15 protein-coding genes and 2 tRNA genes are annotated in these 13,745 nt (G+C 64.8%); 16 read left to right on the top strand and 1 reads right to left on the bottom strand.

The annotated features are described in order from the left end of the window. Nucleotides 1-34: 34 nt before the first annotated feature. The 8 genes from IT293_21015 to IT293_20980 all read left to right on the top strand — a co-directional run bounded on the left by IT293_21015 (nt 35) and on the right by IT293_20980 (nt 7,015). Nucleotides 35-109 (top strand) — tRNA-Val (locus tag IT293_21015). A 23-nt stretch (nt 110-132) separates the two neighbouring features. Further along, nucleotides 133-2,064: a threonine--tRNA ligase gene (thrS, locus tag IT293_21010; GenBank protein ID MCC6767142.1), complete on the top strand. Its 1,932-nt coding sequence runs from the start codon at nt 133-135 to the stop codon at nt 2,062-2,064. A gap of 23 nt (nt 2,065-2,087) precedes the next feature. Beyond that, nucleotides 2,088-2,576 carry a translation initiation factor IF-3 gene (locus IT293_21005; GenBank protein ID MCC6767141.1) on the top strand — a complete coding sequence of 163 codons (489 nt, stop codon included), beginning with the start codon at nt 2,088-2,090 and terminating at the stop codon, nt 2,574-2,576. 26 nt (nt 2,577-2,602) lie between these two features. Beyond that, the gene (gene rpmI, locus IT293_21000; GenBank protein MCC6767140.1) at nt 2,603-2,800 is read left to right on the top strand and encodes a 50S ribosomal protein L35; all 198 of its coding nucleotides are present in this window, start codon (nt 2,603-2,605) and stop codon (nt 2,798-2,800) included. A 21-nt stretch (nt 2,801-2,821) separates the two neighbouring features. Beyond that, complete coding sequence (gene rplT, locus IT293_20995; GenBank protein ID MCC6767139.1) at nt 2,822-3,169, top strand: 50S ribosomal protein L20; 348 nt, start codon at nt 2,822-2,824, stop codon at nt 3,167-3,169. A 69-nt stretch (nt 3,170-3,238) separates the two neighbouring features. After that, nucleotides 3,239-4,279, top strand: coding sequence for a phenylalanine--tRNA ligase subunit alpha (gene pheS, locus IT293_20990; protein MCC6767138.1), 1,041 nt, complete (start codon nt 3,239-3,241; stop codon nt 4,277-4,279). Nucleotides 4,280-4,292: 13 nt separating this feature from the next. Beyond that, nucleotides 4,293-6,701 (top strand): phenylalanine--tRNA ligase subunit beta, encoded by a 2,409-nt coding sequence (locus tag IT293_20985; protein MCC6767137.1) that lies wholly within the window; start codon nt 4,293-4,295, stop codon nt 6,699-6,701. 8 nt (nt 6,702-6,709) lie between these two features. Then, nucleotides 6,710-7,015, top strand: coding sequence for an integration host factor subunit alpha (locus tag IT293_20980; protein ID MCC6767136.1), 306 nt, complete (start codon nt 6,710-6,712; stop codon nt 7,013-7,015). A 39-nt stretch (nt 7,016-7,054) separates the two neighbouring features. Here IT293_20980 and IT293_20975 read toward each other — a convergent pair whose 3' ends face one another. Next, the gene (locus IT293_20975) at nt 7,055-7,528 is read right to left on the bottom strand and encodes a hypothetical protein (protein MCC6767135.1); all 474 of its coding nucleotides are present in this window, start codon (nt 7,526-7,528) and stop codon (nt 7,055-7,057) included. Between the two features lie 332 nt (nt 7,529-7,860). Here IT293_20975 and IT293_20970 point away from each other — a divergent pair. From IT293_20970 to IT293_20935, 8 genes are all read left to right on the top strand, one after another. After that, nucleotides 7,861-7,934: transfer RNA gene (locus tag IT293_20970), tRNA-Pro, on the top strand. A gap of 148 nt (nt 7,935-8,082) precedes the next feature. After that, nucleotides 8,083-8,832, top strand: a complete 750-nt coding sequence (gene surE, locus IT293_20965; GenBank protein MCC6767134.1) for a 5'/3'-nucleotidase SurE — start codon at nt 8,083-8,085, stop codon at nt 8,830-8,832. Beyond that, the gene (locus IT293_20960; GenBank protein ID MCC6767133.1) at nt 8,829-9,470 is read left to right on the top strand and encodes a protein-L-isoaspartate(D-aspartate) O-methyltransferase; all 642 of its coding nucleotides are present in this window, start codon (nt 8,829-8,831) and stop codon (nt 9,468-9,470) included. Before surE ends, IT293_20960 begins: the two co-directional genes overlap by 4 nt. A 66-nt stretch (nt 9,471-9,536) precedes the next feature. Continuing rightward, nucleotides 9,537-10,259 carry a peptidoglycan DD-metalloendopeptidase family protein gene (locus IT293_20955; GenBank protein MCC6767132.1) on the top strand — a complete coding sequence of 241 codons (723 nt, stop codon included), beginning with the start codon at nt 9,537-9,539 and terminating at the stop codon, nt 10,257-10,259. Next, nucleotides 10,256-10,783, top strand: a complete 528-nt coding sequence (locus tag IT293_20950) for an adenine phosphoribosyltransferase (GenBank protein ID MCC6767131.1) — start codon at nt 10,256-10,258, stop codon at nt 10,781-10,783. Before IT293_20955 ends, IT293_20950 begins: the two co-directional genes overlap by 4 nt. 168 nt (nt 10,784-10,951) lie before the next feature. Further along, a complete protein-coding gene (locus IT293_20945; protein MCC6767130.1) occupies nt 10,952-11,776 on the top strand; it encodes a cation transporter in 825 nt (274 codons plus the stop codon). 188 nt (nt 11,777-11,964) lie between these two features. Then, nucleotides 11,965-12,336, top strand: coding sequence for a hypothetical protein (locus IT293_20940; GenBank protein MCC6767129.1), 372 nt, complete (start codon nt 11,965-11,967; stop codon nt 12,334-12,336). 82 nt (nt 12,337-12,418) lie between these two features. Further along, a complete protein-coding gene (locus IT293_20935; GenBank protein ID MCC6767128.1) occupies nt 12,419-13,561 on the top strand; it encodes a Coenzyme F420 hydrogenase/dehydrogenase, beta subunit C-terminal domain in 1,143 nt (380 codons plus the stop codon). Nucleotides 13,562-13,745 lie beyond the last annotated feature (184 nt).

Genomic DNA, 13,745 nt, shown 5'->3' with positions numbered 1-13,745 from the left:
GATTGATAGCCAAAACAATCTGTTATCGAATCTCAGGCACGTAGCTCAGTGGGAGAGCGCTTCCTTGACACGGAAGAGGCCGGCGGTTCAATCCCGCCCGTGCCTACCAAGACATCTTCGCCCGCGAAGCGCATGAGCGCGGGCACCATCCGCATCGCCAAGCCAACCGGGGAATTCGTGGACGTGGAGGTCGGGACCACCGCCGTCGAGGCTTTGCGCGCTCTGGGCGAGCGACGTCTCGGAGAGGCGATCGCGGCCGCCGTGGACGATCGGGTGGTGGACTTGTCGCGTCCGATCGAAGGCGACGCCGCCGTCCGACCGATTTTCCCGGACTCTCGCGAGGGTCTCGAGGTCATCCGGCATTCGACGGCCCACTTGATGGCGCACGCGGTGAAGCGGTTGTTTCCGGAGACCCAGGTGACCATCGGGCCCGTCATCGAGTCGGGATTCTACTACGACTTCAAGTATGCCCGCCCGTTCACGCCCGAGGACCTCGAGCGCATCGAGAAAGTGATGCAGGAGATCGCGGGCGCCAACCTCGCCGTGGAGCGCCGCGAGGTGTCGAAGCCGGAGGCCGTCGCGTTCTTCCGCGAGCTCGGCGAGGACTACAAGGTCGAGATCATCGAGAGCATCGCCGATGATCGCGTGTCTTTGTATGCGCAGGGCGACTTCACCGATCTGTGCCGAGGGCCGCACGTCCCGTCGACGGGGCGCTTGAAGGCGTTCAAGTTGACGAGCGTCGCCGGGGCGTATTGGCGCGGGAGCGAGAAGAACGAAATGCTCCAGCGGATCTACGGAACCGCTTTCGCATCGCCGAAGGAGCTCAAGGCGCACCTCGCGATGCTCGAGGAGGCGAAACGTCGCGATCATCGCCGCCTCGGGCGCGATTTGAACCTGTTCAGCTTCCATCCAGAAGCGCCAGCGAGTCCGTTCTTCCACCCGAAGGGCGCGCTCGTCTACAACGAGCTCATCGCCTACATCCGTCGTCTGTACGACCAGTTCGGTTATCAAGAAGTGCTGACGCCGCAGGTGCTCGACGTGGAACTGTGGAAGCGCTCGGGCCACTACGACAACTATCGCGACAACATGTACTTCACCGAGGCGGACGAACGGGCGATGGCGGTGAAGCCGATGAATTGCCCCAGTCACTGCCTCCTCTACGGCATGTCGACGCGATCGTACCGTGACCTACCGATGCGGCTTGCCGACTTCGGGCGCCTGCATCGGTACGAGCGATCAGGGGTAACCGCCGGGCTCACGCGAGTGCGATCGTTTTCCCAGGACGACGCGCATATCTTCTGCACGCCCGACCAGATCGAAGGCGAGGTCGGTCGGGTGATCGACATGCTGTTCCGCACGTACGATCTGTTCGGGTTCGCCGAGCGTCGCATCTATCTCGGCACGCGTCCGGAGAAGTCGACCGGAAGCGATGCGATGTGGGAGCGTGCGGAATCGACGCTGGCGCGGGTGCTGCAAAATCGGGACATCGCGTATGAGCTCCACGCCGGCGACGGCGCCTTCTACGGTCCGAAGATCGACTTCTGCATCCTCGATGCCATGCGACGCGAGTGGCAGCTCGGCACCGTCCAGCTCGATTTCTCGATGCCGGAGCGGTTCGATCTCCACTTCGTGAACTCGGCCGGCGAAGAGGAGCGGCCCGTGATGATCCACCGAGCGCTCCTCGGCTCGATCGAGCGGTTCATGGCCATCCTCATCGAGCATTGCGCCGGGGATTTTCCGCTGTGGCTTGCGCCCGTGCAGATGCGGCTCGTGACGGTCACCGAGGATCAGCATGCGTATGCCGATGATGTGCTGGGTAGGCTGCGGGCGGCGGGTTTGCGTGCGGAGGCGGATGTGCGGAAGGAGAAGCTCGGCTACAAGATCCGTGAGGCCGAGCTGCAGAAGGTTCCATTCGTTCTGGTCGTAGGCGACAAGGAGGTCGCGACCGGTACGGTCGCGCCGCGGCGCCGCGGCGCTGGTACGCTGGCCTCCATGGCCGTCGCTGAACTGATCGAGGTGGCCATGGCCGAGATTCGTCCCGTCATGGGAGGAGGTGTCCCATAAGCAGCAAAGAGGTCCAGACCCGCATCAACTATCAGATTCACGTGCGCGAGGTCCGCGTCATCGACGCAGACGGGGCACAGCTCGGGGTGCTTGAGACTCCCGAGGCGCTTCGCCTCGCCGAGAGCAAGGAACTCGATCTCGTCGAGATCGCTCCGACGGCGAATCCACCGGTTTGCCGCATCATGGATTACGGCAAGTTTCGCTACGAAAAGAAGAAAAAAACTCAAGAATCCAAGAAGAAGCAGGTGTTCGTCACGGTCAAGGAAGTCAAGATGGGCTCACGGACCGACGGACACGACATCGATTTCAAGGTCGCGCACATCCGGAAGTTCCTGGAGCGCGGTCAGCGCGTGAAGGTCTCGGTCTTCTTCCGCGGGCGCGAGATCACGCATCCGGAGATCGGGCGCGACAAGCTGCTGGGCGTGTTTGAAAAAGTGAAGGATCTGAGCAATATGGAGCTCAATCCGCGGCTCGAAGGCCGCAACATGTCGATGATGCTCCAACCGCGCTGAGCGACGGATCCGGGGCGAGGGGTACGATGCCGAAGATCAAAACCTGCCGCGGCGCGGCAAAGCGTTTCAAGACCACCGGGAGCGGGCGCATCAAGCGCGCCAAGGCCTACCGGCGCCACATCCTCTCCCACAAGGGAAGGAAGCGAAAGCGACAGCTCCGCAGCGATGGGTTGGTCGCGATGGTCGATCACGAGAACATCAAGAAGCTCATCCCGTATCTCTAGGGCGCGAAGGGATAGACGTTCATGCCACGGGTAAAACGAGGCACGAAGGGGCGGCAGCGTCACAAGAAGCTGCTGAAGCTCGCGAAGGGCAATGTCGGTGGTCGCCGCAAGGGATACCGGCAGGCACGTTCGACGGTGGAGAAGGGGCTCACGTACGCGTACCGGGATCGGAAGGTCCGCAAGCGCGAATTTCGCGGGCTCTGGATCATCCGCATCAACGCTGCGGCGCGAACCCACGGGGTCACCTACAGCCGGCTCATGGCCGGTCTCAAGAAGGCCGGAGTCGACCTCGATCGGAAGGTGCTGGCGGATCTCGCGGTGCGTGATCCCGCGGCCTTCGGCGACCTGGCCAAGCTGGCCGTTGCCTGACGCCGTGTCGGTCGGTGCCGCCCGGCGTCGGCCCCGGTTTCTTGACGACGTGTTCGGACCACGTCGCACATGAAAGCGACACTCGAGACACTCGGCGCCGAGATCCAGGATGCGCTCGGTACGTGTCGGACGGATGACGATCTCGAACGGATCCGCGTCCGGTACCTCGGGCGCAAGGGCCGGCTGACGGAGGTGATGCGCGGTGTCGGAGCCCTTCCCGGGCAAGAGCGCCCGGTCATCGGCGAGCTCGCCAATCAGCTGAAGCGACGGGTCGACGAGCAGATCGAGTCGCTCCGGCGGCGCTGGGATGCGGAACGGCGCGCACTGGCGCTGGTGAACGAACGCACCGACGTGACGCTTCCGGGGCGGATCGTTCCTCGGGGACACGTCCACCCGCTGACGGCCGTCTTGGACGAGGCAGTCGGCATCCTCGTCGGTCTCGGTTTCTCGGTCTACGAGGGGCCGCACATCGAGGACGACCACCACAACTTCACGGCGCTCAACATTCCGGCCGATCACCCCGCACGCGACATGCACGACACGTTCTTCGTGGATGGATCGCACGTGCTCCGAACCCACACCTCGCCGGTGCAGATCCGCGTGATGGAGAATCAGGAGCCGCCGATCGCGGCACTCGTTCCGGGCCCCGTCTACCGTCACGAAGTCGAGACCGTGAAGAACTCGGCGATGTTTCATCAGATCGAAGGATTTCTCGTGGATCGTCGCGTCACGTTCGGAGACCTGAAGGGTGTGCTGGCGCTCTTCGTGCAACGCATGTTCGGCGACGATACGCGTGTGCGGTTCCGGCCGAGTTTCTTTCCGTTCACGGAGCCCAGCGCCGAAGTCGACATCAGTTGCGTGATCTGCCGGGGCGCGCGCCAGCTCCCGACCGGTGACTCGTGTCGTGTCTGCAAGGCGACCGGATGGCTCGAGATCCTTGGTTCCGGCCTCATCCATCCGGAGGTTTTTCGCTCGGTCGGATATGATCCCGAGGTCGTATCGGGCTTCGCGTTTGGGATGGGGGTGGAGCGCATGGCGATGTTGAAATACGGCATCACCGATATCCGGTTGTTCTACCAAAGCGACCTGCGCTTCCTGCGACAGTTCTGATTCGAGAGCGATCGTGAAGATCACCTTGAACTGGCTGCGCGAGCTCGTCGATGTCCTGCTCGCGCCCGACGAGCTGGCGGAAACTCTCGTGATGGCAGGTCTCGAGGTGGAATCCGTCGAGGAACGACGACCGACCTGGACCGCCGTTGAGATCGCGGCCATCGAGCACATGGTGCCGCATCCCAACGCGGATCGCCTACGGTTGTGCCAGGTGCGGCGAGCGACAGGGACGGTCGTCGTCGTGTGCGGCGCGAGCAACATGCAGGCGGGCGATCGCGTCGCTCTGGCCGTGCCGGGAACGGTTCTGCCGGATGGGAAGCGCATCGAAGAAACGACCATCCGCGGACAACGATCGCACGGCATGTTGTGCTCCGTTCGTGAGCTCGGTCTCTCGGAGGACGATGCGGGGGGCATCATGATCCTCCCCGCCGACGCGCCGGTCGGAACGCCGCTGGTCGCATACCTCGGCGCCGAGGACACGATCCTCGAGCTGTCGGTGACGCCCAATCGCGGTGATTGCCTGAGCCTTCTGGGCGTTGCGCGCGAGGTCGCGGCGCTGACGGGAGCGTCTCTCCACGTCCGGAGCCCGTCGCTTTCCGAACGGGGGGCGCCGGCCTCGCGGTCCGCGCGCGTCGACGTGCAGGCACCGGATCTTTGTCCGCGTTACGCTGCCCGCATCGTGCGCGACGTCCGCGTGGCGCCGTCGCCGCTCTGGATGCAGACGCGCCTCGCGATGGTCGGGTTGCGGCCGATCAGCAACGTCGTCGATGCTACGAACTACGTGATGCTCGAGCGGGGGCAGCCGCTGCATGCGTTCGATCTGCATCGGTTGCGGGGCGCATGCGCCACGGTCAGGCGCGCAGGCGACCGCCAGCGCTACGAGACGCTCGATGGTCAGGTCCGAGAGCTCGTAGCCGACGATCTGGTCATCGCGGATGCGGAGGGGACGATCGCCATCGCGGGGGTGATGGGTGGCGCAGATTCCGAGATCAAGCCCGATACCGTGGACATCTTTGTCGAGAGCGCGTTCTTCGTTCCCGAGACCGTCCGACGGACGGCCCGGCGTCTCGGACTGATGACGGAGTCATCGTATCGCTTCGAGCGCGGCGTCGATCCCGGCGGCACTCGCGTCGCGCTCGACCGCGTCGCCGAGCTGATCGCCGGGAACGCGGGCGGTCAGGTCGCGAAGGGCGTCCTCGAGGCACGGAGCGCCGGACGACGCCCGCGCGCGGCGATCCGGTTGCGGCCCGCACGCGTCAATGCGCTGCTCGGCGCGACGCTCAAGATTCCCGAGATGGAGCGCCCCCTGCGTGCGCTCGGGGCCACGGTGTCGGGAAGCGGCCCCCAGGTGCGCCGGGTCGTGCCGCCAACCCATCGCTTCGATCTGCAGAACGAGGTCGATCTGGTCGAGGAGATCGCCCGGGTGATCGGGTACGACGCGGTCCCGGCGTCGATGCCTGCGATCGGCGCGGGTGGGCCCGGTATGGGCCCGAGCCACGACATCGAGCAGCGCCTACGCGCTCGACTGGCCGGCGCGGGATTCGACGAGACGATCGCGCTCGCGATGGTTTCGGCCGAGGACAACCGAGATTTCCCTGGACTTCCCGAGCTGATCGGAGACTCGGTCGTCCTGACCAACCCGTTGTCGGTGGAGATGGCGGAGCTTCGAAGAAGCCTCTTGCCGGGTCTGCTCCGTGTGTACGTGGAGAATCGGCGCCAGGGTGCGACCCAGGTGGCCGCGTACGGGCTCGGTCGCGCATTCTCGCGCGAGGCGGACCGGTACCACGAGGTGCAGACATTGGCGATCCTCCTCGCCGGTGCTCGGCCTCCGGAATGGGTCGGCGGGACGTCCCGACCGTGCGACTTCTTCGACCTGAAGGGTGCGCTCGAGGCGATCTTCGCGGAGCTCCATCTCGACGCGGTCCGCTGGGAGCCCCTGGAGTCGGAAGCTGGGTATCTGCATCCCGGCAAGGCTGCGCGCATCGAGGTCGGCGGGGTGTCGTGCGGATACCTCGGTGCCCTTCACCCGAACCTGCGTGCCGCACGCGGGCTCGACGGCGAGCCCTGGCTGGCCGAACTTGACTTGGCGAGGGTCGTTCAGTACTGTCCCGGCCGCGTTATTTTTCGCCCACTTCCGCGATTTCCCGCCGTGTCGCGCGACATCGCGGTTCTCGTCGACGAACAGTTCCCGGCGCAACGAGTCCTCGACGCAGTCAAGGAGGCAACGGAGCCCTTGGTGGAAGAGGTGAGAGTGTTCGATCACTACACCGGGTCTCCCATTCCGAAGGGGAAGAAGAGCCTCGCGTATAGCATCGCGTACCGCGCTTCGAACCGAACGCTCACGGACGACGAGGTCAAAGCCACGCACGACCGGCTAGTCGCACGGCTGGTTGCGAAACTACCTTTGGAGGTACGCCGGTGAACGACGGGATGCCCGTGGCGACGAAGAACGCGACGATGACCAAGGCGGACATCGTCGAGCGGATCTACGAGAAGGTTGGCTTCTCGAAGAAGGAGGCCTCCGAGGTAGTCGAGTCGATCTTCGAGATCATCAAGAGCCGTCTCGAGCACGGCGACAAGGTGAAGATCTCCGGGTTCGGAAACTTCGTCGTGAATCAAAAGCGACCGCGGAAGGGCCGGAACCCGCAAACCGGCGAAGAGATCATCATCACGGGCCGCAAGGTGCTCACCTTCAAGGCCAGCCAGGTTCTGAAGAAGACGATCAATCCGAGCTAAGCTTTCGTCGCGTCGGTTTCCGGGCGGGGTCGAATCGGGTCAGCGTTTGCCGCCTTTGGCCCGGGCGTTGAGACGAACGATCCGCGCCGGCCGCGTGTAGGTCCGCGGCCGCTCCTGCGTCATGAGGTGCTCGTACTTCATGCGGAGCAAGGCATCTCGCATGCAGTCCGAGTCGATGCCGAGCGCCTCGCATACGTTGTTGAAGGAGAAGGGCCAGTTCCAATCACGCGTCCGGATCCAGCGCTCTGCTTGTCGAGACAGCATTCGAGGCCGCGCGCGCGTCGTCCGGAAGTACTCCTGGAAGCAGCGGATCGCGTCCTCGAGGATCGCCAGCATCAAAGCCTTCTCGGGGGAGAAGTCGCTGTCGCCCCGTGGCCCGTCGAAGAACTGCTGCGGCAGGATGACGTCGGGCCCGAGCAGGTCGCTCAAGCTGTCGCGCACGGGAAGGCGACGTGGTTCGGATTCGGTCATCATATCGAGCGATGCTCGCTCGCCGGCCTGGCTCTCCATCATGGCGCGTCTCCTTTGGTCGCGATCTCGTCCCGTCGCTTCGACGAAGCAGGGAGACAGCAAACGACAGGCCAGTAGCGTACCTGCATGCGAGTCCCCGCCGATGCGTGGATTCGGGCGCCCGTTCGCAGCGCATAGCACTCTGCAACGCTACAAAGTTGACACCTGAGGCCGTGCCGGTGCGGCCAAATTTGACGCGCGCACACACTCTGGCACTTGCCCGCAGTCGCGCTCCATGCTTCGTCGACCCGGGTCAGAATCGTGACGGAACCGTTTTGTTGCGCCTCTGAAAGCCTCGTGGTACGCCCTCTGCGTTCGCGCGTGCCGCGGACACTCGGGGCGTGGCGCAGCCTGGTAGCGCACACGCTTGGGGTGCGTGTGGTCGCCGGTTCAAATCCGGCCGCCCCGACTCGATGAAGCGCCGCGGCAGGCCGTAGCCGGGAACGTCGTGCTCCCGGTCACGGCGCTGCGGCCGCCTTCAGCTCCGGCGCTTGGCCCGCATAGGCAGGATGACGTACGGTAGGGCCTCGTGTGTGGGGGTGGGGCAGGGTAGCGGCATGATCATTCTGGTCTGCAACGACGACGGCATCCGCTCGGACGGCATCCAAGCGCTGGCGCGTGCAGTGGAACCCGTCGGTGACGTCTATGTGGTCGCGCCTGATCGGGAGCAGAGCGCTGCCGGCCATTCGCTCACACTTCACCGGCCGCTTCGCGTCGAGGAGATCGCGCCGCGTCAGATCGCCATCGACGGAACCCCGACCGACTGCGTGAACCTGGCGGTCTCCGGCATTCTGCCGGGGCGTCCGGGACTCGTCGTGTCCGGTATCAACAAGGGTGCCAACCTCGGCGACGACCTCACGTACTCTGGCACGGTCTCTGCGGCGATGGAGGGGACGTTGCTCGGGATCCCATCCGTTGCGATTTCACTCGCCGGACGCAATCAGTTCGACTTCGGCCCTGCGGCGGAGTTCGCAGTCCGCCTCGTCGCAAAGGTGCTCGAGCACGGCCTGCCTCCCGACACCTTGCTGAACGTCAACGTGCCCGATCGCGCGCGTAGCGAGATGACCGGCTTCCGCATCACGCGTCAGGGCAAGCGCCGCTTCGGTGAAGCGCTCGTCGAGAAGACGGATCCGCGCGGCAAGAAATACTATTGGATCGGCGGCGACGAGCTCGGGTTCGTCCACGAGCCGGGGACCGATTACGCGGCGATCCTCGAGGGAGCCGTGTCGATCACGCCGATTCACCTCGATCTCACCCACTACCCATCGTTCGCGGCGCTGGAGCGGCTCGGACTGGATTGGCCATGAACTTCGCGCGGGCGCGAGCGCGGATGGTGGAAGAACAGCTCGTGGATCGAGGTGTGACCGATGTCCGTGTGCTCGCGGCGATGTCCAAGGTGGAACGCCATCGATTCGTCGCCGAAGCGCTGCAGCAACGCGCCTACGACGACAAAGCCCTTCCCATCGGCGAACGGCAGACGATTTCCCAGCCATACATGGTGGGTCTGATGACGCAGATCCTCGAGCTGCGCGGCGCCGAGCGCGTGCTGGAGATCGGAACGGGCTGCGGCTATCAGACCGCCGTCCTCGCCGAGCTCGTCGCCACCGTCTACACGATCGAGCGGTTGGCTTCTCTGGCGGCCGCGGCACGCGCGACGCTGGACGCCTGCGGCTACGCGAACGTCGTGACGCGAGTCGGAGACGGCACCATCGGCTGGGCCGAGGAGGCTCCGTTCGACGGTATTCTGATCACCGCCGGCACCCCGCAGGTTCCGCGTCCGCTGCTCGCGCAGTTGCGCGAGGGCGGGTCGTTGGTCTTCCCGATCGGGGAGGAACAATTGCAAACACTCGTCCGAATCCGTAAAGAACCCAAGGGGCTGCGCGAAGAGTACTTCGGCGACTGCCGATTCGTGAAGCTGGTGGGACGTTACGGGTGGCGGCAGTAGCGAGAGCTGCGTAGGGCTCGGGGAGCCCGGGAGGCTCGTGTGGTGGAGTGGCGGGAGCGATTGTGGATGGGCCTTGGGCTCGGTCTCGTCCTGGTGGCGCTTGCGGGTTGCGGCATCGGGCACGGACGATCGAGCTCGCTAGCGAGAGGCGACGGAGTCTATCACGTCGTTCGGCGCGGCGAGAATCTCTATCGGATCGGTAAGGCCTACGGTATTGCGCACACGGAACTCGCGCGCGCCAACGCGATCGAGGACGCGAGTCGTCTCGAGGTCGGACAGCGCATCTTCGTGCCTGGTGGACGGCGCTCGCTCCCGGTGAACCTCATCACTCCCGAGCATGCCGTGACCGAGCCGCCACCGGCGGGTGACTTTCCGCAGGGTGCCGGCGTGTTCATTTGGCCGCTCGTGAGCGGAACGTTGACGTCGAATTTTGGCCCGCGCGGACGGAGCTTTCACGACGGCATCGACATCGGAGCGCCACCGGGGACGGTCGTCCGCGCGTCCCGCGACGGTGACGTCATCTACAGCGATACGCTACGGGGGTACGGGAACGTCATCATCGTGCAGCATGCCGGTGGCTACGCGACCGTCTATGCGCACAACGAAGAAAACCTCGTAGGCGCGGGTTCGAAAGTCCGACAAGGTCAGCCGGTCGCCAAGGTGGGGCGCAGTGGACGAACGTCCGGTCCGAACTTGCACTTCGAGATCCGAAAGGACAACGTCGCACGGAACCCCATCTATTTCCTTCCCAGCCAGACCGTGCAGCGCGCAAAGGACAGCCCGACATGACGGATGCGGAACTCAAGACCTACGTTCGTGACATTCCCGATTTTCCGAAGCCCGGCATCGTCTTCAAGGACATCACGCCACTGCTGGCCTCCGGAGGCGCCCTCCAGGAAGTCGTGGATCGCATTGCCGACCGCTATCGCGGCGCGATCGACATCGTGCTGGGCATCGAATCTCGGGGCTTCATCATCGGCGCGGCAGTGGCCTATCGCCTGGGTCTCGGCTTGGCGCTCGTGCGGAAGCCGGGAAAGCTGCCACACCAGACCTACGCGGCGCGGTACGAACTGGAGTACGGCAGCGATACGCTCGAGATCCATCGGGACGCGTTCGGCAACAAGAGCCGTGTACTCATCGTCGATGATCTTCTGGCAACCGGCGGGACCGCATCGGCCGCGATCGAGCTCGTCCGTCGGCTCGACGGCGAGGTGGCGGGCTGCGCGTTCATCATCGAGCTGGCGTTCCTGCGTGGCCGTAAGCGCCTCGACACTCCCGAGGTGTTCTCACTCATGACGTACGCCGGCGAATAGGCGCAGCCTGAATCGTCGCATTGAGATCGCGGCGGTCGATCCGATAGGGTGATCGTGATGCATCGTCATGACCCCGTGGATGCCTCGCAGACTCGCGACGCTTCATCGGCGTCACGGGCTTCCCTGGCGCGGCGGACCGGTCGTCGTGCGCTCTCGGTTGCGTTGACGTTGACCCTCGGATTCATGGCGATCGAGGTGATGGGTGGCTGGATGACGAACAGCCTCGCGCTCGTCAGTGACGCCGCGCACATGTTCACCGACGCGATTGCGCTCGGCTTGGGGCTGTTCGGCCTCTGGATCGCCGACCAGCCTGCGACCGAGCACAAGACCTACGGGTACCATCGGGCCGAGATCTTGGTGGCGCTCGTGAACGGACTCGTCTTGTGGCTGGTCGTACTCGGGGTGTTCTGGGAAGCGTGGCAGCGGGCGATGCAGCCGCCCGAGGTGCACGGGGCCGGGGTGCTCGGCGTCGCAACGATCGGTCTCGGAGTCAATCTCGTTTCCGCGTGGATCCTTTCGGGGACCGCCAGCAGCAACGTCAGTGTACGCGGGGCGCTGCTCCATGTGCTCTCGGATCTCCTGGGCTCCGTCGGGGTGATCGCGTCCGGGCTGGTGATCCTCACCACCGGGTGGAACGCCGCCGACGCCGTCGCGAGCGTCATCATCGCGATTCTGATCCTCGTGAGTTCCTTTGGACTCATCCGGGAGGCCGTCGACGTGCTCATGGAGGCGGCGCCGCGGCATATCGATCTGGAGGAGCTGCGGCGGATCCTGGAGGCGGTGCCGGGTGCCATGGAAATCCACGACCTGCATGTCTGGAGCCTGACGACCGGTCACTGCGCGCTGTCGGCTCATGCGGTCGTCGACGGCACGACGACGAGCGACGGCGTCCTCGAGGAGATGAGCGACCGCTTGGCGGAGCGTTTCGGGATCCATCACGTCACGATTCAGCTCGAGGTCCGAAATCGCCGGCATGCCGAGCCGTCGCACTGATGTTTCCCGGGGCGACGTTGTTCGTCGGCGTGTGCGTCCAGCGCGAACTCTGGATCGGCGGCTCCTGGCCGATTATGGGCATGGAGGCAGCACGGAACGGAGCTCGACTCCTGGAGATCGCTACCGCGTCGGCGGTCCGTCGGGGCAGCGTGCGCTGTCGACACGACGCGGACGGATACGTCGCTGCGGTGAGTGCGCCCCCCCACTGTCGCGATCGTGATGCGCTGGCGCTTCCCGACGGCATTCCACCGCTCGGAGCCGGGGACGAGGTTGTGGAGAGCGGGTGCGGAGTCGCTCCCGATCTTGGCGTGCACTCCGGCGCGTTTCTCCGCATGACGTCCGGCATCCGCGATGCCGTCGTGTTCGGTGCCGGCATCGAGCACGGGATCGCGCATGTCGCGTCCGCGCTCCTGCGACGACGCATCCGGACCCACCTCGCGATCGACGCCGCCGGTACAGCGGACGAGGTCGCGGCGCAGGTCGTTGTCGGAGAGCTCAAACGGCGTGGGGCGGATGTTGCGACCGTCGACGTGGTTGCGCGGCTCCTGCGGCTCCGGTGAGCTTCCGCACCCGTCGAAATTGACAGCGCTCTCGGCGCCAACCTATTGTCCCGCAATGCCCCATAACCCGAGCTTCAGGACCATGATGAACGAGGTCGTCGCGTACGGTAGCTGTTGCGAATGCGGTTCGTGCGTCCTGGTGTGTCCCCACAACGTCATCGACTACGTTGACGGCAAGCCGAAACAGGTGGCCAAGGCGAGCGCTCCGTTCGACTACTGCGGCATCAGTGAGGGTATCGGCTGCGACGTGTGCGCGCAGGTTTGCCCGCGTCTGAACCCGAGGGAGTTCGAGTTGGCCGATCTGCTCTATGGCCCAGACCAGCCGTACAAGGGCGCTTTCGGCGTGTATCGCCGCATCGTGGCGGCACGGGCCGTGGCGCCGGAGATCAGGGAGCGCGCGCAGGACGGCGGCGTCGTGACGGCGATGTTGCGGTGGGCGTTCGAGCGCGGCGTCATCGACGGAGCGGCGGTTTCCGTCGCCGATCCGGAGCGACCCGCGCAACCCATGCCGAAGCTCGTAACCGGCGTCGATGAACTCATGACGAGCGCCGGGTCCTGGTACACGTATTGTCCGAATAATCTCGCTCTCGCCGACGCCGACCGGCTCGGCGTCGAGAAGGTCGCGTTCGTCGGGGTTCCTTGTCAGATCACGCCCGTTCGGAAGATGCAGCTGGTCGATGCGTCGTATCTCGTCAACGGCCGCAAGAAAGAGAAACACATCGAGCGGCAGAGCAAGTTCCTGAAGGGGTACGGAACGCGCGTGGCCCTCAGCATCGGCCTTCTTTGCACGGAAGTATTCACCTACGAAGGCCTGATGGTCGAGAAGATCGAGAAAGAGCTGGAAATTCCGCTCACCGAGATCAAGAAATTCAACGTCAAGGGCAAGGTCCTGATTTACAAGAAGGACGGCGGCCTCGTGGAGATGAAGCTCAAGACCGCGCAGGAGTACGCACGGCCCGAATGCCACCATTGCGGCGATTTTTCGGCCGAGCTGGCGGACATTTCCTGTGGCGGGGTCGGGGCGATGGACTGGACGATCACCATCTTGCGCACCGCACGCGGCGAGGAACTCTTCAATCGGATGGTGGCCGAAGGGATCTTCGAGGTCCGCTCCATGGAGGAGTTCGAGAACTCCATGAAGGTGCTGCTGCGGTTGAGCAATCGGCAGCACGTTCGCGTGCCGATTCCTCCCGGTCAGGACGCGTCGCGAGTCCGCGCCGCGTGAGATCGCGTCGTCGGCGGCACCGTGGGGATGAGGTGGTTCCCCTCTGAGACTGGACAGTGTTGGCGGACCTGACGAAGCGCGGAAAAATGGACCGCACGTCGATCACGCTTTTGGCGGCCGAGCTTTGGGCACCGGCTTCTTCTTGAGCGCCTGTTCCGCTTCCCGCAGGCGGTAGCTGTCACCT

The sequence above is a fragment of the Deltaproteobacteria bacterium genome, assembly GCA_020848745.1.
In the GTDB taxonomy this organism is placed as follows: domain Bacteria; phylum Desulfobacterota; class Binatia; order UTPRO1; family UTPRO1; genus UTPRO1.
This window is presented reverse-complemented; position numbering and strand designations above follow the sequence as displayed.